This is a genomic window from Solilutibacter pythonis (assembly GCF_003697345.1).
Lineage (GTDB): Bacteria > Pseudomonadota > Gammaproteobacteria > Xanthomonadales > Xanthomonadaceae > Solilutibacter > Solilutibacter pythonis.
In genome coordinates this window covers 1-25,173 of sequence record NZ_RFLY01000015.1, presented here as the reverse complement: position 1 = coordinate 25,173, position 25,173 = coordinate 1, and the positions used below count along the sequence as shown (strand labels likewise).

Annotated in this window: 27 protein-coding genes and 1 pseudogene; 12 read left to right on the top strand and 16 right to left on the bottom strand. The window is 68.4% G+C overall.

Annotated features, from left to right (window positions below; genetic code table 11):
• Positions 1-96 precede the first annotated feature (96 nt).
• From EBB59_RS10305 to EBB59_RS10295, 3 genes are read right to left on the bottom strand one after another with little or no spacing between them, the layout of a single operon-like run.
• Positions 97-366: an acylphosphatase gene (locus tag EBB59_RS10305; RefSeq protein ID WP_122102076.1), complete on the bottom strand. Its 270-nt coding sequence runs from the start codon at positions 364-366 to the stop codon at positions 97-99.
• Complete coding sequence (locus tag EBB59_RS10300) at positions 363-941, bottom strand: TlpA family protein disulfide reductase (RefSeq protein WP_122102075.1); 579 nt, start codon at positions 939-941, stop codon at positions 363-365. Before EBB59_RS10300 ends, EBB59_RS10305 begins: the two co-directional genes overlap by 4 nt.
• Positions 938-2,257, bottom strand: coding sequence for a YihY family inner membrane protein (locus EBB59_RS10295; protein WP_122102074.1), 1,320 nt, complete (start codon positions 2,255-2,257; stop codon positions 938-940). The genes EBB59_RS10300 and EBB59_RS10295 overlap by 4 nt, the downstream gene beginning before the upstream one ends.
• Before the next feature lie 51 nt (positions 2,258-2,308).
• Between EBB59_RS10295 and wrbA the strand changes: the two genes are divergently transcribed.
• From wrbA to EBB59_RS10280, 3 genes are read left to right on the top strand one after another with little or no spacing between them, the layout of a single operon-like run.
• A complete protein-coding gene (gene wrbA, locus EBB59_RS10290) occupies positions 2,309-2,902 on the top strand; it encodes an NAD(P)H:quinone oxidoreductase (RefSeq protein WP_122102073.1) in 594 nt (197 codons plus the stop codon).
• Positions 2,899-3,231, top strand: a complete 333-nt coding sequence (locus EBB59_RS10285; RefSeq protein ID WP_122102072.1) for a DUF2069 domain-containing protein — start codon at positions 2,899-2,901, stop codon at positions 3,229-3,231. Before wrbA ends, EBB59_RS10285 begins: the two co-directional genes overlap by 4 nt.
• A 47-nt stretch (positions 3,232-3,278) precedes the next feature.
• Positions 3,279-3,764: an asparaginase domain-containing protein gene (locus EBB59_RS10280; protein WP_122102071.1), complete on the top strand. Its 486-nt coding sequence runs from the start codon at positions 3,279-3,281 to the stop codon at positions 3,762-3,764.
• A gap of 4 nt (positions 3,765-3,768) precedes the next feature.
• Here the strand turns inward: EBB59_RS10280 and EBB59_RS10275 are convergent, their stop codons facing one another.
• Positions 3,769-4,713 carry an esterase-like activity of phytase family protein gene (locus EBB59_RS10275; protein WP_122102070.1) on the bottom strand — a complete coding sequence of 315 codons (945 nt, stop codon included), beginning with the start codon at positions 4,711-4,713 and terminating at the stop codon, positions 3,769-3,771.
• 86 nt (positions 4,714-4,799) lie between these two features.
• The gene (gene sufT, locus EBB59_RS10270) at positions 4,800-5,351 is read right to left on the bottom strand and encodes a putative Fe-S cluster assembly protein SufT (RefSeq protein ID WP_122102069.1); all 552 of its coding nucleotides are present in this window, start codon (positions 5,349-5,351) and stop codon (positions 4,800-4,802) included.
• Positions 5,352-5,431: 80 nt separating this feature from the next.
• Here sufT and EBB59_RS10265 point away from each other — a divergent pair, with 80 nt between their 5' ends.
• Positions 5,432-5,845 carry a hypothetical protein gene (locus EBB59_RS10265; protein ID WP_122102068.1) on the top strand — a complete coding sequence of 138 codons (414 nt, stop codon included), beginning with the start codon at positions 5,432-5,434 and terminating at the stop codon, positions 5,843-5,845.
• 3 nt (positions 5,846-5,848) lie between these two features.
• Here the strand turns inward: EBB59_RS10265 and EBB59_RS10260 are convergent, their stop codons facing one another.
• A complete protein-coding gene (locus EBB59_RS10260) occupies positions 5,849-8,017 on the bottom strand; it encodes an alkaline phosphatase D family protein (RefSeq protein WP_158601777.1) in 2,169 nt (722 codons plus the stop codon).
• Positions 8,018-8,194: 177 nt separating this feature from the next.
• Here EBB59_RS10260 and EBB59_RS10255 point away from each other — a divergent pair, with 177 nt between their 5' ends.
• Complete coding sequence (locus EBB59_RS10255; protein ID WP_122102066.1) at positions 8,195-10,558, top strand: TonB-dependent receptor; 2,364 nt, start codon at positions 8,195-8,197, stop codon at positions 10,556-10,558.
• 83 nt (positions 10,559-10,641) lie between these two features.
• Here the strand turns inward: EBB59_RS10255 and EBB59_RS10250 are convergent.
• From EBB59_RS10250 to EBB59_RS10240, 3 genes and pseudogenes are all read right to left on the bottom strand, one after another.
• A pseudogene (locus tag EBB59_RS10250) lies at positions 10,642-12,021 on the bottom strand (NAD(P)(+) transhydrogenase (Re/Si-specific) subunit beta); the annotation flags it as partial.
• Positions 12,022-12,029: 8 nt separating this feature from the next.
• A complete protein-coding gene (locus EBB59_RS10245; RefSeq protein ID WP_122102064.1) occupies positions 12,030-12,518 on the bottom strand; it encodes a hypothetical protein in 489 nt (162 codons plus the stop codon).
• A complete protein-coding gene (locus tag EBB59_RS10240; protein ID WP_122102063.1) occupies positions 12,515-12,814 on the bottom strand; it encodes an NAD(P) transhydrogenase subunit alpha part 2 in 300 nt (99 codons plus the stop codon). The genes EBB59_RS10245 and EBB59_RS10240 overlap by 4 nt, the downstream gene beginning before the upstream one ends.
• 169 nt (positions 12,815-12,983) lie before the next feature.
• On the opposite strand from EBB59_RS10240, the gene EBB59_RS10235 reads away from it, so the two are divergent.
• The 3 genes from EBB59_RS10235 to EBB59_RS10225 are packed head-to-tail and all read left to right on the top strand — an operon-like array spanning position 12,984 to position 14,413.
• A complete protein-coding gene (locus EBB59_RS10235) occupies positions 12,984-13,511 on the top strand; it encodes an RNA polymerase sigma factor (protein WP_245979234.1) in 528 nt (175 codons plus the stop codon).
• Positions 13,508-13,879, top strand: coding sequence for a hypothetical protein (locus tag EBB59_RS10230; RefSeq protein ID WP_122102061.1), 372 nt, complete (start codon positions 13,508-13,510; stop codon positions 13,877-13,879). Before EBB59_RS10235 ends, EBB59_RS10230 begins: the two co-directional genes overlap by 4 nt.
• Positions 13,880-13,882: 3 nt before the next feature.
• Positions 13,883-14,413 carry a DUF3106 domain-containing protein gene (locus EBB59_RS10225; protein WP_122102060.1) on the top strand — a complete coding sequence of 177 codons (531 nt, stop codon included), beginning with the start codon at positions 13,883-13,885 and terminating at the stop codon, positions 14,411-14,413.
• A gap of 168 nt (positions 14,414-14,581) precedes the next feature.
• On the opposite strand, the gene EBB59_RS10220 is transcribed toward EBB59_RS10225, so the two are convergent.
• Genes EBB59_RS10220 through EBB59_RS10195 form a run of 6 tightly spaced genes read right to left on the bottom strand, consistent with a single transcriptional unit; the run spans position 14,582 to position 21,083 of the window.
• Positions 14,582-15,691: an NAD(P) transhydrogenase subunit alpha gene (locus tag EBB59_RS10220; RefSeq protein ID WP_122102059.1), complete on the bottom strand. Its 1,110-nt coding sequence runs from the start codon at positions 15,689-15,691 to the stop codon at positions 14,582-14,584.
• 33 nt (positions 15,692-15,724) lie between these two features.
• The gene (locus EBB59_RS10215; protein ID WP_122102058.1) at positions 15,725-17,308 is read right to left on the bottom strand and encodes a PepSY-associated TM helix domain-containing protein; all 1,584 of its coding nucleotides are present in this window, start codon (positions 17,306-17,308) and stop codon (positions 15,725-15,727) included.
• Entirely contained in the window at positions 17,305-17,628 is a 324-nt protein-coding gene (locus tag EBB59_RS10210) for a hypothetical protein (protein WP_122102133.1), read from the bottom strand. The genes EBB59_RS10215 and EBB59_RS10210 overlap by 4 nt, the downstream gene beginning before the upstream one ends.
• Positions 17,625-17,927, bottom strand: a complete 303-nt coding sequence (locus tag EBB59_RS10205; RefSeq protein ID WP_122102057.1) for a hypothetical protein — start codon at positions 17,925-17,927, stop codon at positions 17,625-17,627. The genes EBB59_RS10210 and EBB59_RS10205 overlap by 4 nt, the downstream gene beginning before the upstream one ends.
• Entirely contained in the window at positions 17,924-18,892 is a 969-nt protein-coding gene (locus tag EBB59_RS10200; protein WP_158601776.1) for an alpha/beta hydrolase, read from the bottom strand. The genes EBB59_RS10205 and EBB59_RS10200 overlap by 4 nt, the downstream gene beginning before the upstream one ends.
• A gap of 4 nt (positions 18,893-18,896) precedes the next feature.
• Entirely contained in the window at positions 18,897-21,083 is a 2,187-nt protein-coding gene (locus EBB59_RS10195) for a TonB-dependent siderophore receptor (RefSeq protein WP_122102055.1), read from the bottom strand.
• A 612-nt stretch (positions 21,084-21,695) separates the two neighbouring features.
• Between EBB59_RS10195 and EBB59_RS10190 the strand changes: the two genes are divergently transcribed.
• From EBB59_RS10190 to ppk2, 4 genes are all read left to right on the top strand, one after another.
• Complete coding sequence (locus tag EBB59_RS10190) at positions 21,696-22,259, top strand: nitroreductase family protein (protein ID WP_122102054.1); 564 nt, start codon at positions 21,696-21,698, stop codon at positions 22,257-22,259.
• Positions 22,256-23,152 carry a 5'-3' exonuclease gene (locus EBB59_RS10185; protein WP_122102053.1) on the top strand — a complete coding sequence of 299 codons (897 nt, stop codon included), beginning with the start codon at positions 22,256-22,258 and terminating at the stop codon, positions 23,150-23,152. Before EBB59_RS10190 ends, EBB59_RS10185 begins: the two co-directional genes overlap by 4 nt.
• Before the next feature lie 36 nt (positions 23,153-23,188).
• Complete coding sequence (locus tag EBB59_RS10180; protein WP_425451828.1) at positions 23,189-23,743, top strand: NUDIX hydrolase; 555 nt, start codon at positions 23,189-23,191, stop codon at positions 23,741-23,743.
• 207 nt (positions 23,744-23,950) lie between these two features.
• Positions 23,951-25,015, top strand: a complete 1,065-nt coding sequence (gene ppk2 / locus EBB59_RS10175) for a polyphosphate kinase 2 (RefSeq protein ID WP_122102051.1) — start codon at positions 23,951-23,953, stop codon at positions 25,013-25,015.
• 69 nt (positions 25,016-25,084) lie between these two features.
• Here the strand turns inward: ppk2 and EBB59_RS10170 are convergent.
• Positions 25,085-25,173 (bottom strand): IS3 family transposase (locus tag EBB59_RS10170; RefSeq protein ID WP_147455472.1); only part of this gene is annotated, 89 nt, incomplete at its 5' end.

The following is a 25,173-nucleotide window of genomic DNA, read 5'->3' as shown; positions in this document are numbered from 1 at the left end:
CGCCACCTCACGCGCGCTTGAACCCGCCACCGACGTGTCGAGCCGTCGATGTCCGATGTCGAGGCCACCCGCCTCGCGCGCGCCTGAACCCGCCGCTCACCCTGTGCGGAAACCACCCGGCATCCCGGCCACCTCGATGTCCTCGCGCCGCACGTCGTCCACCCTCGCCAGCGGCGGGCCTTGGCGCAACCAGCGCTCCAGGGCGTCGAGCGCGGCGACATCGCCTATCGCCAGGACTTCCACCCGGCCATCGGGCAGATTCAACGCGTGACCACACAGACCGAGCTTTTCCGCCTCCCTCTGCGCGCCGGCGCGGTACCAGACGCCCTGCACCTTGCCGCCGACCAGGAATTTCGCCGCCCTCACCCGCCCACCGCCGGGCCGCCATGGCTGGCGATGGCTTCCTCGATCCGCCGGGCGGTGACGGGGCCCAGGAAGGATTGCGCCAGCTTGCCGGCGGGATCGACCAAATGGCTGACCGGCAAGCCGCGCGGCGCCTCGAAGGCGCTCGGTTGCGCGATGGGGTCGACGAGCGCGACCGGGTACGCCACCGGGTGTTTTCGCATGAAGCCGCGCAGTTCGTCGGCATCTATATCCTCGTAGGCCAACCCGATCACCTGGATGTGTTCGCGCATGGCATCGAGCGCGGAGAGTTCCGGCATTTCCTCCAGGCATGGCCCGCACCAGGTCGCCCAGTAATTGACCAGCACCCACTGACCACGGTGGGCGTCGATGTCGAAGGTCTTGCCATCGAGCGTCGGCAGCGAAAGCGCGACCGGGTCGCCAACCTTCGCCGGGCGCGGCGCGGCGGCCGGGGACGAGGCGGGCGGCGACCCGGCCCCGCCGCCGGAAGCGGGCGTCCCGGCCTCGGGGCGACAGGCCGCCAGCAGCAGCGCGGCGGCGGCGGCCAGGGGCAGGAGAAACGAGTGGGTCCGGTTCACGGTGATACGGTCTCCTCGGTAGCGCGCGGCAGCGTCTCGTAGACGCTGGACACGCGGCGTTTCAGTAAATCGCGCAGCGGCAGGCGCACATCGTCGAGCACTTCCAGCACCGCCCGCCCCAGCACGTCATCCTTGCATGGCAGGTGCGCCTCGTGGATCGGTATGCGCAGCCTGCCCACGCTGTAAAGCTCGGCCAGCGTCACATCACCCAGATCGCGCGCGAGCAGCCAGTCGCCCCCTTCGGCGCGCGCCAGGATGCCGGCCTCGGACAACTGGCTCAGCATTTCCTGCACCAGGCTGTCGGTCAGGATCGGGTCGAGGCGGCGGATTTCGTCGATATGCAGGCCCCGCCCCTGCCCCCGGGCCAGATGGAAGCGCCCCAGCATCCGCAGCATTCCGTAGATTTCGTAGCCCTCGGGCAGGCGCTGGTTCGCCGGCTGGTAGCGGAATGCGGAGAGGCTCGAAGCGAACGACGCGCCCAGCAGCACCGCCACCCAACTGAGATAGATCCACATCAGCAGCACCGGCAGCAACGCCACCGAGCCGTAGATGCGCTCGTAAGTGTTGAAGTTGCCCAGGAAGACGCCCAGCCCCCATTTCACCAGCTCGAACCCGACCACGCCGAGGACCGCGCCGGCCAGCGCGTGGCGCCACTTCACCGTGCGATGCGGCACCACCCGGTAGATGGTGGCGAACGCCCCCAGCTCGATGAGGATCGGCGTGGCGCGCAACAGCAGGCGCTCCAGCCATTGCCCGGGCATCGAATCGAAGATCGCCAGCGCGAAGAACTGCGCCGAAAGCGCCAGACTCGCCACCGCGAATACCGCCCCCAGCGTCAGCACCGTCCAATAGACCAGGAAGCGGCTCAACTGCGGGCGGCTGGTCGGCACTCGCCAGATGCGATTGAAGATCGCCTCCACGCTGGTCAGGGTGATCAGCAACGACACCACCAGCGCCACCGTCCCGACCACGGTCAGCGCGTTGGCGTTCTCGGAGAATTGCAGCAGGTACTCCTCCACCGCGCGCGCCGAGGAAGGCACGAAGTTCATGAAGATGTAATCGCTCAGCTTCTTCGCCCACTTGCCCTCGGTGAACACCTTGAAGGCCGACAGCGTGCCGAAGATCACCGTGGCCAGCGGCACCAGCGCGAACAGCGTGATGTAGGCCAGCGAACCGGCCGCCTCGAACAGCCGGTCGTCGATGAAGCGCCCGCCGACGAAGCGGGAGAAGCTCATCATCCGCGCGCGGTCGGTGACGCGGCGGACGATGGCCCGGGTTTCCTGCCCGAAACGCTGGACGAAGCGGGGACGACTCATCGCGCAAGCCTACCGCATACACTGTGCGGCCCTGGCGCGGAACGCACGACGATGAGCGAAATCCTGGTGCTCTACTACAGCCGTGGCGGCTCGGTGGCCGCGCTGGCAAGGCAGATCGCCCGAGGCGTCGGCGAGATCGAGGGCATGTCGGCGCGGCTGCGCACGGTGCCGCCGGTGGCGCCGCGAACCGAAGTCGCCTTGCCCCCGGTACCGGAGGCGGGCGCGCCCTACGTCTCGCACGACGACCTACGCGAATGCGCCGGCCTCGCGCTCGGCAGCCCCACCCGCTTCGGCAACATGGCCGCGCCAGTCAAGCATTTCCTAGACACCCTGGGCGGCGAATGGGCCAGCGGCACCCTGATCGGCAAGCCCGCCGGGGCCTTCACCTCCACCGCCACCCAGCACGGCGGCCAGGAATCCACCCTGCTGTCGATGATGGTGCCACTGCTGCATCACGGCTGCGTGATCGCCGGGATTCCCTTCAGCGAATCGCGCCTGTCCACCACCATCGGCGGCGGCACACCCTACGGACCCAGCCACGTCGCCGGCGACGACGACGACCCCACACTGAGCGACGACGAAGCCCAACTGGCGCGCGCCTTCGGGCGCCGCCTCGCTTCGCTCGCGCGGAAGCTGGCGGCATGAGCGGCGCGCACCGGCTGCTGGTCGTCGCCCTGATCGCGCTGGCGGCGCTGTTCGCGCTCGGTTTCCGCGGCCAGCCGGTCACGCTGGCCTTCGCCTCGCTGCCACCGGCATTGCTGGCGGCCGCCATCCTGCTCGGGATGCGCAGCGCGCCGTTCTGGGCCAGCGTGTTCGCCCTCGGCTGGTTTTCCTACGGGGTGATGGAGTCATGGACGATGGCCGGCCACGCGCGCGCCTATGCGCTCGGCATCGCCGTGGTGGCGGTGGCGATCATCCTGGCCGGCAGTTGGGCCGGCCTCATGGCGAAGTTCGGCCCCAAGCCGGGCGCGTGAACGCCATCGCACTACAATTCCCGCCTCACTCGCCAAGGATCCTCGCAATGGAAGACCTGCTCATCGTCACCACCGGCGGCACCATCGACAAGGTGTATTTCGATGCCAAGTCCGACTACCAGGTGGGCGAGCCGCAGATCGGCAAGATCCTCGGCGATCTCGGGGTCGCCTTCCGCTTCCACGTCATCCCGCTCCTGCGCAAGGATTCGCTGTTCATCGACGAGGGCGACCGCGAATTGCTACGCGCCACCATCGCCGCCCAGTCCGAGCGCTGCGTGCTGGTGACGCATGGCACCGATTCGATGGTGGAGACCGCCAAGGTGCTGGCGAAGATCGAGGACAAGACCATCGTGCTGACCGGCGCGCTCAACCCGGCGCGCTTCGAGGGCAGCGATGCCGAGTTCAACATCGGCTGCGCGGTGGGCGCGGCGCAATCGCTGCCGGCCGGCGTCTACATCGCCATGAACGGGCGCATCTGGGACCCGGAGAAGGTGCGCAAGAACGTCGAGGCCAATCGCTTCGAGGCGCGCTGAGCCCTCAGTTGGCCGGGCCGAGCGAGCGCCAAGCGCCGCCCAGTTTCTCGTCCTCGCTGCCGATCGACAGCACGCTGCCGGGAATGTGCGGGTCGGGGGCGGAAAGCGCTTCGACCTTGAAGCCGTCGATGATCCAACTCGGCTCATGCCCGGGGACGAGCCGCAGCGGATCGGCCGCATTGCGCACGTCTAGCACGCCCACCCGCCAGACCAGCGAACGGAACGGGCCGTACTCGTCGGGGTCGCTGGCGGCCACCGCCCACAGCGCACCTTCGCCATCCACGTACAAATCGGCGATGTCGCGATGCGACGACGCCTGGCGCCAGTGGCCGGGCGTGTGCAATCGCGTTTCCCCGCCGCGCCACGTCAATGCGCCGCGGCCGGCATCGAACTCGCCCAGGCGCAGGCTGCCATGCGGGCGGAGCGGCGAGCCGCCGCGCTCGCCCAGCACCAGCAGGTGGCGCTCGCCCTCGATGCGCGCGCAGGCCAAGCCCTCGTACCCCATTTTGTCCTTGCCGTTGCTGCGCTCGCTCGGCAGGGCCAGCGCCTTCAGCAATTCCACCCGGCCGGCACGCACGCGCAGGTGGAAGACGCGGCCGTACTCGGCATCGCGATAGCTGCTCTCGGCGGCCAGGAATTCGTCGTCGCGACCTTGCAGAGCGCAAACCGCCTCCAGGTCGTTGGACTTGCCGCCGACCTTGGCCCAGCCTTGCGCCGGCAGCGGCTGGAAGCGGCTGCCGCCTTTAGCCACCGCGTCCAGCGCGCCGAAGCGGAGGTCGTCGGAATAGGCCTTGGTGTCGATCACCACCAGGTAGCGGCCGTCGCTCATCGGCGCCATGCCGCTGATACCCGGCAGCGGCATGGGCGATGACGGTGGCGCGGCCGTATGGGCACAGGCGGAGACGAGCACGGCACAGGCCGCGACCGCGCAGGAACGCGACAGATTCATGGAAGGGACACCGGGGGAGATGGGGCCATCTTCACCGCGGCCCGGCCGATCGGCAAGCGCGGATGACGGAAGTCAGCGCCCGGGGCTCACAGCATCCCGGTTTCGAGCCGCGCGGCCTCGCTCATCATGCTGCGGTTCCACGGCGGATCGAACACCAGTTCGACATCGGCCATGGCGATCGTCGGGATCATCTCCAGCTTGTCGCGCACGTCGCTGACCAGGATGTCGCCCATGCCGCAGCCGGGCGCGGTCAGGGTCATCTTCACTTCGACCTCGCGCTGGCCGTCATCGCGGCGACGCAGGTTGGCCTCGTAGACCAGGCCCAGTTCGACCACGTTGATCGGTATCTCGGGGTCGAAGATGGTGCGCAACTGGCGCCAGACCAGTTGCTCCACGTCCTCGTCGCCGGCGCCCTCGGGCAGTTCGATGGGCAGCGGCGGCTCCTTGCCGATGGCGTCGGCGTCCTTGCCGGCCACCCGCATCAGATTGCCTTCGACAAACACGGTGAAGCTGCCGCCCAGCGCCTGGGTGATGTAGCCGATGCTGCCGGCCGGCATCGTGACCGCCTCGCCGGAGGGGACGAGGACGACGGGACAATCGCGCTCGAAGCGCACGGGTTCGCTGCTGCGGGAATACATGGGGGTTCGGAACGCGGGGGCCGCATAGTGTATCGCCGGCGGCGGTTATGCTGTACGGCTTGTCTCCCCGAAGTCCGCACATGCCGCCACGTCCCCTCCCCATCGCCTCCCTTCCCGGCCTGGCCCTGCTGGCGATGGGCGCGGCCGGCTCGGCGGCGATCTGGGTGCTGGCTTCGTTCGCGCTCAACATCTGGTCCAGCCTGTTCGCCTTCATCGCCACGCTCGACATCGTGTGGCTGGCGCGAATGGCGCGGCTCAGGCCCGGCCCCTGGCGCGCCGCGCAGGCGATGCTGGCCACGGCGCTCGCCATCGCCCTCGCCCAGTGGTGGCTGCTGGCCAGCGATGTCGGCGCCCAGCTCGGCCTGCTGCCGTGGGAATCGATCCCGAAAATGGGCGGCGGATTCGTCTGGACGCTGGCCAAGCTGCGGTTGGAGCCATTCGATCTGGCCATCCAGGCGGCGGCGGTGACGCTGGCCGGCTGGTGGTCGCGCTGAGGCTCAGGCCCGGCGCAGCCGGTAGTCGCGGGCATCGATGACGAAGGCGGTTTCCCGCGTCTGTCCGCGCACGCCGGCCGGGTCGTCGTAGCGACGCTCGCGGCAAACGGCGGAAGGCAGTTCGACGAAGCGCGCGCGCAGCAGATCGCCGGCGATCTCGACGCGCAAATGGCCGTGGCGGCGGGTCTGGACGTGCTCGATGCGCGCCTCGCCCTGGCGCAGCAAGCGCTCCAGGTGCTCCGCCAGCCGGGTGCCCGCCTCGGCATTGGCGGGGTCGCGGCGCGCGCTGGTCAGCAACATGTCGTACAGCGGCGTGGACGACACCGCCGGGGTGGTGAATTCCAGCGTGCGCCGGCCCAGCCGCGTGACGAAGCCGGCATGGATGTCGCCGGAGAACACCACCGCGCCGCCGCCGGCGTCCAATGCCTCGATCCAGCCGTCGCGCTCGCGGCCGAAGCCGTCCCACTGATCGATGTTGAGGTAGAACTTGCGCCGCATCAGCGCCGGCGCGCCGAGCGCGGGATCGGCGAGATCCAGCACCATCGGCGCCATCGTCACCGAATTCGCCAGGAGCCGCCAGCGCGGCGCGGGCCGGGCGATCGCCGCGCCGAGCCACGCCGCCTGCGCTTTGCCATAGGCCGAGGGCACCGGCGACTCGGCCGCACGCAGTGCCTGCAACAGGTCGAAGGCGTCCTTCACCACCAGGTAGCGGCTGCCCACCTCGCCAAACAGCGTGGTCTTGCCCAGCGCCAACCACGGCAGGCCGCGCGGATATTCGCCCTCGACCGGTGGCGGCTCGACCCGCAACAGGCGCGGCACGGCGGCGTTGTAGCGGGCCAGCACTTCGCGCAGGACATGCAGTGCGATCTTGCCCCGCGCGGCGGCGGCGGCGCGGCGGGCGGCTTCACGTCGGTCTAGCCCGGCATCGCGGTAGCCCCGGTTCAGCGCGCGCTTCAATGGCGTTTTCAGCGGACGCCAACGCTCTTCGTCCAGATCGAGGTAGGGCAATAGCTGCGCGCCGGCGAGTCGCGGGTCGAAGCCGCTGGCCGGCAGCAGGCGGGCGATGGCATCGGCGTCATGGACCAGCGCGCCGGGGAAGGCGTCCTCCGGGATAGCGTGGTCGGGGCGGTGGCTGCGGTAATCGGTGAGCAGGAGCTGCACGTCGCGGCCCCAGCGCAACTCGCGCCAGAGTTCGGTGCGCGGATACAGCCGGGCCGTGTCGATGCGCGACTGGCCGTTGGCGTCGATCGCGCCGATCTCGACATCCACCGGCATGTATTCGAAATACGCCTGCTCGGCGTGGCGACGACGCTGGCGGTCGGCTTCGTCGCGACGGCCGTCGAGATAGGTGGCGCGCTCGCCCCAGCAATCGTCGGAAAACTCGTGGTCGTCCCAGATGGCGACGAGCGGCGCGCGCTCCAGCAGCCGTTGCAGCACGTCATCGCCGCGGAAGGTGCGATGCAACTGGCGATAATTGTCCAGGCTGCGGGCGGCGAGAAAGCGCGAAGCGCCTTCGCCCATCACCAGCGCGCCGGCAACGTCGTCGAAACGGATCGCGCGCGCGCCGTCGCCGGACTGGAAGCGCGGGTCGCCGACGGTCTCGTAGATGAAATCGCCGAGATGGAGCAGGAAATCCGGGGTGTCTTCGAGCAGCGGCAACAGGCTGTTGTACCAGCGCCCGCCGTAGTCCTGGCAGGACAGCACGGCGAAACGCGCCGGCGCGGCGACATCCCCGGCCGGGGCGGTGCGGGTCAGGCCGGGCGGCGAGCCGATCCATTCGCCATCGACCTGGCGCAGGAAGCGATAGTGGTAGGCGCGGCCAGGCGCCAGGCCGGTGACGCGCACGCGCAGGCAATGGTCGGCGGCGGCCTCGGCCAGCAGTTCGCGCTCGACGCGCAGGCGGGCGAAGCCGGGATCGTCGGCGACCTGCAAGCGCACGGCGACATCGCCTCCGTCGACGGCCGGCGCGCGCGTCCACAGCAATACCCGATCCGGTCGTGGATCGCCCGAGGCCAGGGATTGCGGGAAATGCCGCAGCCCCGCGCGACGCGCGGCCGTGGCGTCCGCGCGCGCATGGCCGGGAAGCGGCCAGGCGGCGGCGAACGGTGTCGCGGCGGCGGCCACGGCGAGCGTCTTGAGGAATCGGCGGCGTGCGGGCTGTGGCGTATCCAAGGCAGGCCTCAGGCGGAAAGCGCGCATCTTGGGCGACGACGATGACCGTACCGTGACGCATGGCGCGGCGTCATATCGACGAAATCTTCACTCCACACCATACGCGACTGAATCGTCCACGCCGGATCACGCCGGATCACGCCGGATACGGCCCCCCACCCCTCCACTGGAACCGCCATGCAACGCCATCGCCTCAGCCATGCGCTCACGCTCGCCCTTGCCGCCACCATCCTGCCCGCCCATGCCCGGCCCGCGGACGGCCACGACGCTGCCGCGGACACCCTCGACCGCATCACCGTCACCGCGCAGAAGCGCGAACAGCAGGTTCAGGAAGTACCGATCGCGATGACCGCTTATTCCGGCGAGTTCATCCAGAAGCTCGGCGTCAGCGGCTTGGGCGACCTGGCCGGCTACGTGCCCGGCCTGCAAGTGCAGGAGCAAAGCCCCAACAACCCGGGCTTCGTGATTCGCGGCATCACCTCCGACAGCGGCGCGGCCAACGAACCGGCGCGCGTCTCGATCTTCCAGGATGGCGTTTCGCTCAGCCGCTCACGCGGCGCTTCGGTCGAGCTGTTCGACATGGAGCGGGTGGAAGTGCTGCGCGGGCCGCAGGGCACGCTGTTCGGCCGCGCCGCCGAGATAGGCGCCGTGCACCTGATCCAGAACAAGGCCCGCGACGAGAACAGCGGCCGGGTGCGGATCGGCGTGGGCAATCACAACCAGCGTCTGATTGAAGGCTATTTCAATGCCAGCCTGCAACCGGAAGGGCTGTTTGGCCGCGTCGCCTTTTCCCGCGAATCGCGCGATGGCGCCTACGAGAACCTGAGCGGCGGCAAGCTGGGCGGCAAGGACACCTCCGCGCTGCGCGGCAGTCTGGGCATGCAATTCGGCGATGCCGGACGCATGGACCTGATCCTCAACTACCAGCAGGACCGCCCGCCGGGCACCGCCTTTCGCAGCGGCACCATTCCCACCCGCGAGGGCGGCACCGATCCGTGGGGCCGCGCCGACTTGAACCGCAGCGAGCAACTGGGCCTGGAGCGCAAGGTCTATGGCGCCACCGTGCTCGGTCAGTTCCACCTGAACGACCACTGGAGCATCAACACCACCAGCGGCTGGCATGGCTTCCGCTCCACCGAGCAGTTCGATGCCGATGGCTCGCAGTTGCCGGCGCTGGAGTTCGCCGAAATCGCCGAGGGCCGCCAGTGGAGCCACGAGCTGCGCGTCAACTTCGATAACGGCGGCCGCTTCGCCGGCTTTTTCGGCGCCGGCTGGTTCCGCGAGGAAGGCTCGCAGCGCGTCGACTTCACCACCGACGAGCGCAGCCTGCTGACGCTCCTGATGCAGGACACCGGCATCCGCACCCAGGTCTCGCAACTGATGTGGCTAATGGGCGCGCTGCCGCCGGGCGTGCTCTTTCCCAAGCCGCCGGTGCTGAACCCGGACGGCACGCCCTTCCTGGGCCTGGGCGCGATGTTGCCGCCGGGCCTGGCACTGAACCCGCGCCACACCGAGTCCTTCGCCAACGACGGCAGCACCACCGCCTGGGACGTGTTCGCCGATGGCACCTGGTCGATCACCGACCGCTTCGACCTCACCGCCGGCGTGCGCTGGACCCGCGAGAACATCGGTGCCGGCTACCAGGGCTTCCCGGGCAACGCGCCCTCGTTGCTGGGCGGCCTCGGCACCGGCACGCCGAGGCCGGGCAGCCGCAACATCCTCAACCTGGCCACCAACGGCCGCCTTGGCGACAACGGCAAGTTCGACGCCCTGGTTGGCCGCCTCGCCGCCCACTACACCTTCGGCCCGGCGCTGGCGGTGTACGGCAGTTGGGCGCGCGGCCGCCGCCCGGAAGTGCTCAACGTCACGCCGCAGGGCAACGAAACCCTGCCGGCGGAAATCGTCAACAGCGTCGAAATCGGCCTGAAAGGCGCGCTGAACCAGGAACGCTTCGTGTACGACGTCACCGCGTTCCGCTACGCCTATTCCAACTTCCAGACGCTGCGCCCCAACCCGGCCGGGGCGATCCCGCCGTTCGTGCCGACCAATGCCGGCAACGCCACCGCCAGAGGCGTCGAACTGGCCCTGCATGGCCGTCTGCTGGAGGGCCTGACCGCCTTCGCCAACTTCGCCTGGCTCGATGCCCGCTTCGACGAGCGCGACGACAACGGCAACCCGCAAGCCTACGCCGGCAACCGCTTCCGCCTGACCCCGGACCGTTCCGGCTCGGTGGGGCTGGACTGGGAAGTGCCGTTCGGCCGCGGCAGCTTCTACCTGCGCCCGTCCTACACCTGGCAATCGAAGGTCTATTTCGAGGACGACAACAGCGAGGCGCTCTCGCAGGACGCCTACGGCCTGCTCAACCTACGCCTCGGCCTGCGCTTCGACGATGGCCGCTGGGACATCGGCCTGTGGGGCAACAACCTCAACGGCGAGAAATACCTGATCGACGCCGGCAACACCGGCCGCCTGTTCGGCACGCCGACCTTCGTGCCGGGCAACCCGCGCCTGTACGGCATCAGCGCCAGCGTCAAGTTCTGAGGGCCGGGCGCCACATCACCCGCCACCACGCGCGGGCCGAAAGAGCGGCCCGCGTTTTTCGTGGCGGATGCGCCACCGGCGGCTCAATGCCCGCCGCCGTCCAGCATCTTCAGCTCGCCGACCAGCACATTCGCCATCTCGGCGCCATCGCCGTACAGCATGCGGGTGTTGTCGGCGTAGAACAGCGCATTCTCGATGCCGGCGAATCCGGTGCCCTTGCCGCGCTTGATGACAATGGTGTTCTTCGAATTCACCACATCGAGGATCGGCATGCCGTAGATCGGCGAGCCCGGGTCGGTCTTCGCCACCGGATTCACCACGTCGTTGGCGCCGATCACCAGCGAGACGTCGGTGTTGGCGAATTCGGGGTTGATGTCGTCCATGTCGGCAATCAGGTCGTAAGGCACCCCGGCCTCGGCCAGCAAAACGTTCATGTGCCCCGGCATGCGCCCGGCCACCGGGTGGATGGCGAATTTCACCTTCACCCCGCGCGCCTGCAAGCGCTGGGTCAGCTCCCATATCTTGTGCTGCGCCTGCGCCACCGCCATGCCGTAGCCCGGCACGATCACCACCCGCTCGGCATAGGCCATCAGCGCGGCGACGTCGCTGGCCTCGATGGGTTTCATCGAACCGCCGATCGCCTGCGCGTCCCCGCCGGCGCCGCCGAAATTGGAGAACAGCACGTTCTTGATCGAACGGTTCATCGCTTTCGCCATCAACCGGGTCAGCAGCAGGCCGGCCGCGCCGACCATGGTGCCGGCGATGATCAACGCCTCGTTGCCCAGCACGTAGCCCTCGAACGCCACCGCCAGGCCGGTGAAGGCGTTGTAGAGTGAAATCACCACCGGCATGTCGGCGCCGCCGATGGGCAGCGTCATCAACACGCCCAGCGCCAGCGCGGAGACGAAGAAAGCCACGACCCACGGCATCTGCATCGTGTACGACGCCACCGCCCCGGCCAGCACCGTCAGAATCGCCACGCAGGCGTTGAAATACTGCTGGCCGGCGAAGGTGTAGCGCTTGTCCATGCGGCCATCGAGCTTGGCCCAGGCCACGACGCTGCCGGTCAGTGAAACCGCGCCGATCAGCGCGCCCAGCACCGCCAACCCCAGCGCGAAACGCCCATGCCCAGCCCCGCCGCCCGAGGCCCTGACCAGCTCCACCGCGCCGATCGCCGCCGCCGAGCCGCCGCCCATGCCGTTGAACAGCGCCACCATCTGCGGCATGTCGGTGATGGCGACTTTCCTGCCCCAGACCCAGTTCAACGCCACGCCGATCACGATGGCCACGATCATCAGCGCGATGTTCTGCAAGCCCGGCAGAAAGAAGGTGGCCAGGGTCGCCAGCAACATGCCCGCGCCCGCCCACTGGATGCCGCTGCGCGCGGTCTTCGGCGTGCTCATCCGTTGCAGGCCGAGCAGAAACAACGTGGCGGCAATGAAATAGCTCAGTTTGACCAGCAGCAGCATGTTCATTCCATGACTCCCGTTGCCGAATGTCGACGGTCGATCCGGTGGTGTTCGCACATCTCGACGGCAGTCTCGAGCAGGCCAACCATGCCGGGACCGAACGCAACCAGGCCCAGCGAGCGCTGGTTCATCACCGTGGTCTCGGAGCGGTACGCACCCAACAACCCCAGCGCCATCGCGCCCAAGGCATGGAAAGCCATCGATGCCAGCATCCAGCGCCCCTTGCGCGGGTCCCCCCAAACCCGGTGGGACAGGGTGTTCTGCGTTTTCGCCGGGTCCTGCAACGAGGGCACGCCGGCATACGGCAAGGCGTAGTTCCAGTCGTCGTAGATCGTGTCCACGCCACCTGCCTTGCCCGCCCTCAACACCGGCACCGACTCGGAGGCATACCCCAGCGCCACCGACAGCGCCGGGTATCGCACGCAACTCAGCCATTGAAAGAAATCGCGCACCGAGCGATGCGCTTGCGCTTGCGGAACCCCGCCGCTCACGCCTTGCCTCCCGGTTTGTTGCTGGCCTTGAACATCTCCAGCATCCGCTCGGTCACCACATAGCCGCCGGCGGCATTGCCCGCGCCGAGCAGCACGGCGACGAAGCCGATGACCTTTTCAGCCGTGGTATCGGCATGGCCCAGCACCACCATCGCGCCGATCAGCACGATGCCGTGGATGAAGTTGGAGCCGGACATCAGCGGCGTGTGCAGGATCACCGGCACCCGCGAGATGATCACGTGGCCGGCGATCGCCGCCAGCATGAAGATGTACAGTGCCACGAATCCGTCGTTCATCGCCTGCCCTCGCGGTTTTTCGCATCATAACCACGACTGAACACCACCGGGCAAGGTCAACCGACCGGCCGGTAGCGCGTTGTTCCTGCGAGCCCCCGTACATGAAACCCGACCGATGTGCCCCGATGCCGGCCCGGAGCCGTGCTTGAACGCCACGATACCGATACCGATGCCGCCGCCGATGGCCGGGCAGACGCTGGATGCGTTTCTGGCCGAGGTGGGGCCGCGCGCGTTCCGTTTCGCGGAAGCCGGCTTGCGCCACCGCGAGGACGCGCTGGACACCGTGCAGGAGGCGATGCTGAAGATGCTCGGCTACCGCGACCGCCCGGCCGCGGAATGGCCGCCGCTGTTCTGGCGCATCCTGCGCACGCGCATCATCGACGCCCAACGGCGGCGGCGTTTCCGCTTCGGCTGGCTGAGTTCGTCCACCACCGACCACGGCGACGTGGTGGACTGGACCGAGGACGCCGGCCCCGACCCCTCGCGCAGCCACGACGGCCGCGAAGCCTGGGCGCGGATGCGCCAGGCGATGCGCACGCTGCCGGCGCGCCAGCGCGAAGCCTTCACCCTGCGCGTGCTGGAGGAGTTCGACGTGGCCCAGACCGCCTCGATCATGGGTTGCAGCGAAGGCTCGGTGAAAACACATCTATCGCGCGCGCGCGCCGCGCTGCAATCGCAACTGGAAGACTGGCGATGACCCCGCAAGAACACGATTTCGACCAAACGATGCGCCAGCGCTGGCGCGAAGCCGCGAACCATCTCGATGGCCGCACCCGGCATCACCTGCAACCCGCCACGGCGATCCGGGCCGCACAGCCACTGGCGCCGACCGCGCGCCACCGATGGCCGGCCGGCGTCGCCCTCGCCGGACTGGCGCTGGCCGCGGGGCTGGTGATCGCGCCCAACCTGCGCCACGGCGACCCGGCGTCCAATCCCGCCGCGCTGGCGAGCGATCTCACTGCGGCCCCGGCCACGCCCACCGCCGAGGACGACCTGCTCGGCCGCAACCCTGATTTCTACGCCTGGCTAGGCTCGGACGAAGTCCGCGGCCTGGCGATGGAATGAACCATGATCACCAAGACCCGCCTGCCGCCCTCCCTGCTGTCCCCACTGCTCCTCGCCCTGGCATTCACCGCACCCGCCCAGCCCCCCCCCGACGCACCGCCGCCGGCCGGCGACTGGGAACGACTCAGCCCCGCCCAGCGCGAACTGCTGCTGCAACCGCTGCGCGAACGCTGGAACCATGCCGACGCCAGACAACGCCAACGCATGCTTGCCCACGCCCAACGTTGGCGCGACATGCCGCCAGAGGAGCGCGCCCGCGCCCGACGCGGCCACGACCATTTCGACCGCCTGACGCCCGAGCAGCAGAAACAGATGCGGGTGCTGTACGAAAAGACCCGCGACATGCCGCGCGCCGCGCGCCGTCAGACCCTGGTACTGTTCCACGCCATGCGCACCATGAACGCCGAGCAGCGCGAAGCCCTGCGCCGCGAATGGGCGGCGATGAGTCCCGAACAACGCCAGAGTTGGGTGCGCGAACACGCGCCGCATCGCGACCACGCCGAGCGGCCCGACGCCCCGCCGCACCAACCCTGAGTCCGTCACGGCATCGCCGCCGCGCGACGGCGGCCACACGGTCTTCGCCAGCAGTTCGTCGTTCCAGTCGAACTTCAGCGCGCCCTCGCCCAGCGGCAGGCGCGCACGACATCCGGGAAGCACGCCGAACGCCAGCCGCGCGGCGGGCAGCCCGAAGCACCCGCCCGGTCAACCGGCGACGGCTTCCCCGCGCGGCGGCCACACGGTCTTCGCCAGCAGTTCGTCGTTCCAGTCGAACTTCAGCGCGCCCTCGCCCAGCAGCAGGCTGGCGAAGTTGAACACGTTGCGCGCGTACATCTCGCTGGCATGCAGAGCACCCATCGATGCCAGGTCGAGCGGCCCGGCAACGGTCACGCCACCGGCGGTCTCAATGGTCTGCCCGGGCACGGTGAGTTCGCAGTTGCCGCCGGTTTCCGCCGCCAGGTCGACAATCACGCTGCCCGGCCGCATCGTTTCCACCATCTCCGCGGTGAGAATCCTGGGCGCCGGGCGGCCCGGCACGGCGGCGGTACAAACCACGACATCGACATTCCTCAAATGCTCGCCAAGGCGGCGGCGCTGCTCGGCGCGCTCGTTCTCGGTAAGCGCGCGCGCATAGCCGCCCTCGCCCGCCGCGCTAACCCCGAGGTCGAGGAAACGGCCGCCCAGCGATTCGATCTGCTCGCGGGTTTCCGGGCGCACGTCGAAGCCCTCCACCTGCGCGCCCAGCCGTTTGGCCGTGGCGATGGCCTGCAAGCCGGCGACGCCCGCGCCGACGATCAGCACTTTCGAAGGCCGGATGGTGCCGGCCGCGGTGGTCAGCATCGGGAAGAAGCGCGGCGCCAGCTCGGCGGCGATCAGGGTGGCCTTGTAACCAGCCATGCCGGCCTGCGAACTCAGCACGTCCATCGCCTGGGCGCGGGTGGTGCGCGGCAGCCGCTCCAGCGGGAACACCACGACGCCGCGCTGGACGAACGCCTCGGCGCGCGCCGGATCGGCCTCCGGCCGCGCGCCGCCAACCAGCGTCGCGCCGTGCTTCATCCAGGCGATGCGCGCGGCATCGGGCGGCTGCACGCAAAACACCAGGTCGGCGTCGGCCAATGCGGCGCCGGCATCGTCGGCGAGCTTCGCCCCGCTCGCCTCGTAGGCGGCATCGGGAAAGTGCGCGCCGGCGCCCAGGCCGCGCTCGATCGTCACCTCCGCCCCGGCCTTGACCAGCTTGCCGCAGGTTTCCGGCGTCAACGCGACCCGGCGTTCGCCCGCCGCGGTTTCCTTCGCCACTCCGATCCGAACCGCCATCGCCGCCCCAGGATTACGTGAGTTGCCCGCATCCTAACCGGAAAGCTGCGGCGCGCGCGCCGACCAAATGCTATCGGGCGCGCCCTGGCCGGCCCGCCTGGCGGATTTCCGGGCGATCCACAGCAGCGCCGGCACGGCCGCCAATGCGGTGAGATCGACGGCCGCCAGCCAGCCCGGATGGTTCCACGTCCCGCCGATGCCCCATACGCCAGCCAGACTCGACAACGGAATACCGAGCGTCAGCACCGCGGAGAAGCGCAGCAATTCCGGCGCGGCGCGCGCGGCCCCGCGTAGAAACGCCCAAGCCAGCGCGCACGCGAACACCGTGAAATAAACGCCTTCGTGCCAAGCCGCCAGGTTTTCCACGCGCGCGGGCAACCACTTGGCGGCGGCAAGCGTGGCGGAGACGCCCGACACGCAGCCCAGGCTCACGCCCACCGTCAGCGCTCCCAGAACGCGGGTATTGCGCTTTTGCACCGGGCGTTCGGTGCCGCGTTGCTTCTTGCGCCGCGATTCGATCCACAGCAGGTTGCCGGTATAGAACACCATCGCCCCGGCCAGCCCCAGCAGGAAATACATCCAACGCACGGCATTGCCGCCAAAGCTGCCGAAATGCAGCATGAAGAACGTATTGACGGCGCTGTCGTAAGGCGCCATGCGGCCCGGCAGGTCGTGCGGATCGACCACCCCGGTGTAAGGGTCGAAGTGGGTCGCGGAATAGGTGCGCGCGCGGGTGCCATAGCGGATGTCCCGCCCGGTCACGGTGCCTTCGACCACCCCTTCGCGGTTGCGGCGAAAGACGAAACTCTCCACGCTGAAGCCGGGGAGCTGGGCGTTGGCCTTTTCCAGCAGCGCCTGCGGCGGCAGGATCTTCGCCCCGGCCGGCGACGCCGGCGCTTCGTGCGGCCATTGCAGCCCCCCGGGATAGACCAATTTGTCCTGTACCGCGTAGATCGGCGTGTGGAAGGCGAATATCACGCTGGTCAGGGCGATGATGAGGTGGAAGGGCAGGCTGACGATGCCGAGCGCGTTGTGCGCATCCAGCCACATGCGCTTGATGTTCCCGCCCACCCGCAGCGCGAAGAAATCCTTGGCCAGCGTGGGCAGCAGGACGATGACGCCCGAGACCAGCGCCACCGCGTACATCAGCGCCACGATGCCCATGATCTGCGTATTGACGATGGCCGGGAACGGCAAGCCAACCTCCTGGTGCAGCGTATCCACCGTCTGCGCCGCCGCCGCCCGGCGCGCGGCTTCGACCCGCAACCGGCCATCCGGGGCGAAGCCGGCCCGGTAGTCCTGATAATCGCCACGGTTCTCCCCGCGCACGCGCCAGACCAGCCGCGCGGGTTCGTCCGCCGTCGTTTCCACGATGACCCGGAACTCGTCGGCGGCTTCCGGGTGCTTCGCCATTACCGCGTCGATCAACGCCTGCGTATCGCCCAGCGGCGGTGGCGGCGGCAGAGCGGAAGGCGGCGTGGCCCAGCGCTCCAGCGGCTTTTCGAACATGGTGATCGCGCCGGCATAGAAGGCCACGAACAACATCAGCCCCGACAGGATGCCCACCCAGATATGGACATCCTTGTAGACCTTGACGATATCGCCGCGGACTTTCATTGCCCCCCCGTGACGACGCGCAGCAGCAACGCCGCCGACAGCGCCGCGGCAACCGCCCCCAGCCACGCCCAGGCGCGCAGGCTATCGCGGAACAGGAACACCCCCGAGATCACCCCCGCCCAGACCGGCGCGACCAGCCACATGTTGAACTGGTTCTTGCCGCCATCGGGCGCGATGCCGCCGGGGCCGAACCAGGCGAACAAGCCGCTGGCGGCCACCGCGATCACCAGCCCCAGCACTACGCCGGCGCAGGTCTTGCCAAACCAATGGGCGCTCTGCAAGCGCGGCCTGGCGGCCTTGGCGGATTTCACGGCACTCATCGCGCCTCCTCGCTCCGCCCGCCAGCGGCCCGCCACGCGCCCGCGAAAGGCGCCAGCGACCACACCAGCATCACCCCGGTGAGCCAGGTGAAGAACGCGGCGGCGGCACCCATCAGATCGAGCAGGATGAACAGCGACGCTAGGAGACAGACCGCCGCCGGCCACCCGCGATACCGCGCCGGCCACGGGCCGCCGCTCCGCCACTGTTGTCGCGGCGAGGCCAGATACCCCCACCAGGCGCCAACGAGCCCCAGCCCACCCGCCAACACGGCCAGCATCGACTCCATCGAAACCGTCATTGCCGCCGCGCCTGGTCGTCCGATGCGGACGATTCCGCCACCTCGCTCAGGAACACCGGCAGGCTGGCGCCCAGCGTGGCGCCGTGGTCGAGACCGGGCAGCACGCGCCAGGCCACCGGCAGACCGGCTTCGCGCAGGCGCTGGGCCAGTTGCCGGGCGGCATCCGGGGGCGCCTGACGGCGTGCCTGGCGCAGGGCCTGGACCACCGCCGTATCACGGACGGACGGTGACGCGTTCGCCCGGCGCGTTCCGCCCTGGCCCACCCACAGATCCACCCGTGGCGGGGGCCGCGGCCACTGGCGCTGGGTATGGTCGGGCTTCAACAGATGGCCCTCGCCCCACCAGAGCGAGGGATCGACCGCCGCATAACGGGCGAACGCCTCCGGCCTGGTGAAAAGAACGTGCAATACGAAAACCCCGCCGTAGGAATGTCCCCATAGCGCCTGCCGATGAAGGTCGAGTGGCGCGAGCCGGGCGATTTCCGGCAGCGCCCGGCCACGCAGCAATGCCAGGAAATCGTCGGCCCCGCCGTTCAGGCGGTGCGCCACGACATCGCGCTGGACGCCCGCCGCGCCGGCACGGCGCGGGGTGTAATCGAAGGCGCGAGCGTCGGCATCGATGCGCAAATCATTGTCGTAAGCCACGTAGACGATCACCGGCGGACGGGGCGCATGGGCCAGGCGCTCGAGCAGGGCGGCATCGGTTTCCATCAATGCCGCGTTGCCATCCAGCAGCCAAACCAGCGGATGACCACCCGGTATCGCGCGCTCGGGCACGGCGATGCGCAAGCGGTAGCGGCGCGCGCCATCGGCCGACGCCAGTTTCAGCGATTCGAAGCGATAACCCTTCGCGCCGGTATCGGCCACGGTGATGCCGGTGCGCCGGGAAACGTCCGGCTGCGCCTCCGCCCGCGCCATCGGGAACAGGCAGAGACAGGCCAGCAGCCAGCCGGTCAGCAAGCGCACCGGATCACCACACCAAACGCAGCGAAGCCGACACCGTGCGGCCGGTACCGTAATGGCAGGAAGTGAAGCCGCCGCAGGTCGATACATATACCTTGTCGGTGAGATTGCTCACGTTCAACGCCAACTGGCTGGCGAACGAACCGTTGTGTCCCAGGTCGTAACGCAACGCGCCATCCCACAACAGATACGCGGGAATCGCATGGAGATTGGCGCTATCGCCGTATATTTGCCCGTTGTAGCGGGCGCCGGCGGCGATGCTAAGACCGTTCAGCGCGCCCTCGTGGAAGGTGTAGTCGGCCCACAGCGCCGCGGTCCAGTCGGGCACGCCGGCCAATTGTTTGCCCTGGTAGCCGGCACTGTCCCGGGTGACTTCCGATTTCATGCGGGCGGCGGCGCCGATGATGCTCAGGCCATCGAGCGGCGTGACGCGCGCCTCCAGCTCGATGCCACGCACCCGCCCCTCGCCGCTCTGTATCCGGCAAGTCACGTTGCCATTGCTGCCGCAGATGTTGCCGTGGGTCGGATCGGGATCGTTGGTGAGGATGTTCTGCTGGCGCAGATCGTAGGCCGACAGGGTGATGAGTCCATCGAACCGGGCTGGTTGGAACTTCACGCCGCCCTCGACCTGCCGGCCGGTGATCGGCGAGAACGGGGTGCGGTCGTAGCTCATCTCGATGCCCACCGTGGAGGGCTGGAACGATTCGGAGTAGCTGAGGTACGGCGACCAGCCGCTCTCTCCGGCATAGAGCAGGCCCGCGTTCTTGCTGAAAGCGCTGTGACTCGGCCGGGTTTCGCTCCATGACGAAACCTGGCCGCCGGCCGCGCCGCGTCTGGCGGATGCGCTCAGGTCATCGGTGCGGTCGTGGCGGCCGCCCAGGGTGAAGCGCCAGTTGCCCAGCGATATCTGGTCTTGCAGATAAAGCCCGGTCTGGCGGTTCAGGCCCCGGCTCAGGCGCTCGCTCCGGGTCACCGGGACATAACCGCCATGCACCGGGGCGAAGATGTCGATCGACGCGGGATCTTCCATGGCCGCGCGGATGCCGTTCCAGTCCGCTTTCTGCCAGTCCGCCCCGAGCAGCAGCACATGGGTCAGCGCGCCGGTGCGGAACCGGCCCTGGATGCGCGTGTCCACGGTCTGGCCCGTGGAATCGCCCGTCGCCCAAATGGCACGGCGCTCCTGGGTGCGGCCATCGGTATTGAGCGGCCCCTTGGTCACCACGGTGCGGTAGAGACTGTCGGTGCGGGTATGGCGCACGCTCTGGCTGAGCGTCCAGTTCTCGTTGAAGGCGTGTTCGAACAGCCAGCCGGCCGTCCAGACCGTGCGGTCATACACGTTCCAGTTCGGCTCGCCGATGAACGTGGTGTTCTTCATCCGCCCGTACCGGGTGGGGATCAGCGTGCCGTGCATCGGCAGGAACTGGTAGGTGGCGCCACCTTCGTCGCGCTGGTGCATGCCAAGCAGCGTCAGGCGGGTCTTCCTGGCGATCTGCAAGGTATAGCTCGGCGCGATGAACCAACGCCGCTGGCGGGTCTCGTCGATCTGGGTGCGGCCATCACGATACAGCCCCACCAAGCGGAACAGGTGACGGTTGTCGGCGTTGCCGCCACCGACATCGAACGCCGCCTGGTACTGGCCATGTCCATCCAGGCCTAGGCGCAGCACCTGGCGCTGGTCAGGCTCGGGCGTCTTGCTGACCTGGTTGACCATGCCGCCAGGCGCCACCTGGCCATACATGACCGCCGACGGGCCTTTCAGCACTTCGACCCGCTCCAGGTTCCAGTTGTCGAACATGGTACGGTTGAACTGGGCGCCCTGCGGCGCGCGCATGCCATCGAGGGTGACGTTGTTGCCCCAGCTGCCCGCATCGAAACCACGGATGCTGAAATCATCGACGCGGTTGTCGATCCCGGTGCTTTCCAGGGTCACGCCGGCCACGTAGCGCATCGCCTCGTTCAGCGTCTGCACGCCACGCGCGTCCAGCTCCTCGCGGGCGATGACCGATATCGATTGCGCCGTCTCGGCCACGGGCGTGTCGGTCTTGGTCGCGCCCTGGGTATGCGTGGTGGTCCGATAGGCATTGACGATGACCCGGTCGAGCATCCTCGCTTCGCCATCATTGTCGTGGTCCGGTTGCGCCCCGCCACCGGCGAATGCCACGGATGGGGCCGCCAGGGCCAGGGAAATCGCCATACATAGGGCCGAACGGGCCGAGGCCCGGCTAGAACGAATTTGGCTGAACATCGTCTACTTTCTGTGATGAATGGATTTGATGAGATGAATAGGGGAATCCATACCCCATCGAATTGAATCGAAATGATATCAATTATCACTAACAAAAAGTACTGCCGATATCCCTTCCCGGCCCCTCCCCCAGGCAACCCCATCCCCACTGCGCCGAACCACCCGCCAGCGACGCCATCGCGGCGGCATCCAGCGGCCACGACTTCCCGCATTCGGTACCGGCGGCCATGGCAACCCGCGCCTTTTCGCCCTCCGGCCCGGCAACCTCGCGCATGTGTAGGAACGCGGCTGAGAAGACCTATCTGCGCCCGCATGGCCACGACCGGCAATCTCGATACATGCGTAGAAACGCTGGGATTCGCGGCCGGCGGCCCGCCGCGTGTCGACGCACCATCCAAAACGCCCACTTCCCGGGCCGATACCTACGGCTCCTCCGGTGGCGCGGGCCAACCCCATTCACCAGGGCGATCCACGCGCAACGCGAATCCGGCCTAAGCTTGCGGCTATCCTAAATCCCCCCGTTCGCATCGCCACTTGCCCGTGGCCGCCTCGACATCCGCCATGAACCTTGCCTGCCTGGACGACCGCCGCTCGGTGCCTTCGCGCCTGCTCACCGAACCCGGCCCCGACGCCGATCAACTGCACCGGATGCTGCAAGCCGCCTGCCGCGTGCCCGACCACGGCAAACGGGTGCCGTTCCGTTTCCTGCGCATCAGCGGCGCGGCGCGCGCGGCGATGGGCGAATGGCTGGCCGCCCGGAAACACGCGTGCGAGCCGGACGCCAGCGAAGCCGTGATCCAGAAGGAGCGCGAACGTTTCAGCTTCGCGCCGCTGATCGTCGTGGTGATCGCCCAGCAAGGGCACGATGAGAAAATTCCAGCCAGTGAACGTTTTTCCACCGCCTCCTGCGCCTGCTTCGCCCTGTTGCAGGCGGCGCAGGCGATGGGCTTCGGCGCGCAATGGCTGACCGGCTGGGCGGCCTACGACGAAGCCGCGCGGCGACGCCTGGGCCTGAGCGGGGACGAAGCCATCGCCGGCTTCATCCACATCGGCACGGCGAAGGCCCCCGCCCCCGAGCGCGAACGGCCGGACGCCGCAACCCTGCTGCGCGACTGGCAGCCATGAGCGAAGCCCGCGCACGGCCGGCGCTGCATCTGGTCGATGCCTCCCTGTACGTGTTCCGCGCCTGGCATTCGATGCCCGACGATTGGCACGACGCCGATGGCTGGCCGCTCAACGCGGTGCAGGGCTTCGCCCGATTCCTGCTGGAACTGCTGGAACGCGAACGCCCCAGGCACATCGCCATCGCCTTCGACGAAGCACTAGAAGGCTGCTTCCGCAACCGCCTGTACGCCGGCTACAAGGCCAACCGGCCACCGGCGCCGGAGGAACTCAAGCGCCAGTTCGCCTATTGCAAGGCGCTGTGCGAGGCGCTCGGCATCGCCACCCTGGCGCATGGCGAATACGAGGCCGACGATCTCATCGGCAGCGCGCTGACCGCCGCGCGCGCGCAGGGATTGCGCGGGGTGATCGTCTCCGCCGACAAGGATCTCTCGCAATTGCTGGAAGACGGCGACGAGCAGTTCGATTTCGCCCGCGGCCAGCGCTGGAGCGCGGCGGGCGTGAAGGCGCGGCACGGCGTACACGCGCACCAGATGGCCGACTACCTGGCGCTGGCCGGCGACGCCATCGACAACATCCCAGGCGTCAGCGGTATCGGGCAGAAGAGCGCGGCCGCACTGATCTCGCACTTCGGCGGGCTGGACGAACTGCTGGCGCGGATCGACGAAGTCGCCTTCCTGCGCCTACGCGGCGCGGCGGCGATCGCCCGCCGGCTGCGCGAGCAACGCGAACACGCGCTGCTGTGGCGGCAACTGACCCGCATCGCCTGCGATGCTCCGCTCGATCCGCACGCCCCACCGTTCGCCCGCGCCGGCAACGACACCGCGCGTCTGGACGATTTCGCCGAACGCGTCCGCTTCGGCCCGCTGACGCGGCGCCGCCTGCAAGCGGCGTGACCGGCGTGGTCGCGCCGTCATCCTCCAGCCATTAGCATCCACCGCATGGACGACACCCACGAAACCCTCCACGAAGGCCAATGGCTGCGGCTGGTCCGCCACGGCAAATGGGAATACTGCGAGCGCTGCCACGGCGGCGGCGGCATGGCGGTGATCGTCATCGCCGTTACCCCGGAGGACGAAGTGCTCTTCGTCGAGCAGTACCGAGTACCACTCGGCGCGCGCACCATCGAAATGCCGGCCGGGCTGGTCGGCGACGACCACGCCGACGACACCCTGGAAGCCGCCGCCCGCCGCGAGTTGATCGAGGAAACCGGCTGGGCGCCCGACCAGGTGGAAGCGCTGCTCTCCGGCCCCACTTCCTCGGGCCTGACCAACGAACGTATCGCCTTCGTTCGCGCCACCGGCCTGCGCAAGGTCGGCGAAGGCGGCGGCGTGGGCGACGAGGGCATCACCGTCCACGCGGTGCCCCGCGCCACGGCCCCGGCCTGGCTCATGCAAAAACATCGTGAAGGCTACGAGCTGGACCTCAAGCTCTGGGCCGGGCTATGGATGATCGACCACGCCCCGGACGGCACACCGCTCGACTGAGCGCCCCCATTTCAGCACCACCATCGCGGGCGTTCGCCGCCGGACACCCGGCGGCGGCACGCGCCACCCAGCCCGGCCGCCCCCGCCTCGTCGCATCGCTGCGCTGCCGCGCTATCCGCCCCTTCCGGCAAGGTGCGGATTGAGCTTCGTCAATAAGCCCGCCGCTGTATCGTGGCAGGCTTGCGCCATTGACCAAGGAGCCATCGCATGAGCGAAAAACGCACCCCGCCCCCCCGCCGTACCCGACAGACCCCCGCCACGGCCAAGAGTCCGCCACGCCGCCGTCCCCGCAAGACGCCGGAAATGGTCGCGCCCGACGAAGCCGCTTCCGCCATCGCCCAGGCCGAGGCCCGCGCGCGCATGTCCGCGAACCCGGAGCCGCTACCGCCGCCCCTGGGCGCGTCACCGGAAGAGCTGGGCATCTCGCACGAATCGGCCGGACTCATGGAGGCCATGCCAATCACCGCCGAGGAAAGCCTCTCGGCACCGCTGCCCGTCGGCTACCCCTACCGCACCCGCATGCGCCGCAAGGATTACGAGGCGGAAAAGAAGCGCTTGCAGATCGAGCTGCTGAAGGTGCAGAGCTGGGTCAAAGAAACCGGGCAGCGCATCGTGCTGCTGTTCGAAGGCCGCGACGCCGCCGGCAAGGGCGGCACCATCAAGCGCTTCATGGAACACCTCAACCCACGCGGCGCGCGCGTGGTGGCGCTGGAAAAACCCAACGAACAAGAACGTGGCCAGTGGTATTTCCAGCGTTACATCAGCCACCTGCCCACCTATGGCGAGATCCTGTTCTTCGACCGCAGCTGGTACAACCGCGCCGGCGTCGAGAAGGTCATGGGCTTCTGCTCGCCGTCGGAATACCTGGAGTTCCTGCGCGAAGCGCCGGAATTCGAACGCATGCTGGCGCGGAGCGGCATTCGCCTGTACAAGTTCTGGTTCTCGGTCAGCCGCGAAGAGCAATTACGCCGCTTCAACTCACGTCGCAACGATCCACTCAAGCACTGGAAACTTTCGCCGATCGACCTGAAATCGCTGGACAAATGGCCGGACTACACCGAGGCCAAGGAAGCGATGTTCTTCCACACCGACACCGCCGATGCGCCGTGGATCGTCATCAAGTCGGACGACAAGAAACGCGCGAGGCTCAACTGCATGCGCTATTTCCTCAGCACCCTGCCGTACCCGGACAAGGACGAGAGAGTGATCGGCCGGCCCGATCCGAACATCGTCGGCCATGCCGCGAACGCGCTGGCCGACAGCGAGCAATAAACACCTCGCGGACACGGAAACGGCGCCTTTCTGAACTGCCCCCCAAATATTGGACGGTCGGTTGATAGCTTACGCTGCCAAGGGCTGGGTTCGGTATTGCACCGGGCTCAGCCCTTTCAGTTTCAGCATGATGCGGTCGTGGTTGTAGTAGTGAATGT

What these genes read in the sequence shown, in the direction of transcription:
- EBB59_RS10295 (WP_122102074.1), bottom strand. Translation starts at nt 2,257, where the DNA reads ATGAGTCGTCCCCGCTTCGTCCAGCGTTTCGGGCAGGAAACCCGGGCC.
- wrbA (WP_122102073.1), top strand. Translation starts at nt 2,309, where the DNA reads ATGAGCGAAATCCTGGTGCTCTACTACAGCCGTGGCGGCTCGGTGGCC.
- EBB59_RS10285 (WP_122102072.1), top strand. Translation starts at nt 2,899, where the DNA reads ATGAGCGGCGCGCACCGGCTGCTGGTCGTCGCCCTGATCGCGCTGGCG.
- EBB59_RS10280 (WP_122102071.1), top strand. Translation starts at nt 3,279, where the DNA reads ATGGAAGACCTGCTCATCGTCACCACCGGCGGCACCATCGACAAGGTG.
- EBB59_RS10275 (WP_122102070.1), bottom strand. Translation starts at nt 4,713, where the DNA reads ATGAATCTGTCGCGTTCCTGCGCGGTCGCGGCCTGTGCCGTGCTCGTC.
- sufT (WP_122102069.1), bottom strand. Translation starts at nt 5,351, where the DNA reads ATGTATTCCCGCAGCAGCGAACCCGTGCGCTTCGAGCGCGATTGTCCC.
- EBB59_RS10265 (WP_122102068.1), top strand. Translation starts at nt 5,432, where the DNA reads ATGCCGCCACGTCCCCTCCCCATCGCCTCCCTTCCCGGCCTGGCCCTG.
- EBB59_RS10255 (WP_122102066.1), top strand. Translation starts at nt 8,195, where the DNA reads ATGCAACGCCATCGCCTCAGCCATGCGCTCACGCTCGCCCTTGCCGCC.
- EBB59_RS10240 (WP_122102063.1), bottom strand. Translation starts at nt 12,814, where the DNA reads ATGAACGACGGATTCGTGGCACTGTACATCTTCATGCTGGCGGCGATC.
- EBB59_RS10235 (WP_245979234.1), top strand. Translation starts at nt 12,984, where the DNA reads ATGCCGCCGCCGATGGCCGGGCAGACGCTGGATGCGTTTCTGGCCGAG.
- EBB59_RS10230 (WP_122102061.1), top strand. Translation starts at nt 13,508, where the DNA reads ATGACCCCGCAAGAACACGATTTCGACCAAACGATGCGCCAGCGCTGG.
- EBB59_RS10225 (WP_122102060.1), top strand. Translation starts at nt 13,883, where the DNA reads ATGATCACCAAGACCCGCCTGCCGCCCTCCCTGCTGTCCCCACTGCTC.
- EBB59_RS10220 (WP_122102059.1), bottom strand. Translation starts at nt 15,691, where the DNA reads ATGGCGGTTCGGATCGGAGTGGCGAAGGAAACCGCGGCGGGCGAACGC.
- EBB59_RS10215 (WP_122102058.1), bottom strand. Translation starts at nt 17,308, where the DNA reads ATGAAAGTCCGCGGCGATATCGTCAAGGTCTACAAGGATGTCCATATC.
- EBB59_RS10210 (WP_122102133.1), bottom strand. Translation starts at nt 17,628, where the DNA reads ATGAGTGCCGTGAAATCCGCCAAGGCCGCCAGGCCGCGCTTGCAGAGC.
- EBB59_RS10205 (WP_122102057.1), bottom strand. Translation starts at nt 17,927, where the DNA reads ATGACGGTTTCGATGGAGTCGATGCTGGCCGTGTTGGCGGGTGGGCTG.
- EBB59_RS10195 (WP_122102055.1), bottom strand. Translation starts at nt 21,083, where the DNA reads ATGGCGATTTCCCTGGCCCTGGCGGCCCCATCCGTGGCATTCGCCGGT.
- EBB59_RS10190 (WP_122102054.1), top strand. Translation starts at nt 21,696, where the DNA reads ATGAACCTTGCCTGCCTGGACGACCGCCGCTCGGTGCCTTCGCGCCTG.
- EBB59_RS10185 (WP_122102053.1), top strand. Translation starts at nt 22,256, where the DNA reads ATGAGCGAAGCCCGCGCACGGCCGGCGCTGCATCTGGTCGATGCCTCC.
- ppk2 (WP_122102051.1), top strand. Translation starts at nt 23,951, where the DNA reads ATGAGCGAAAAACGCACCCCGCCCCCCCGCCGTACCCGACAGACCCCC.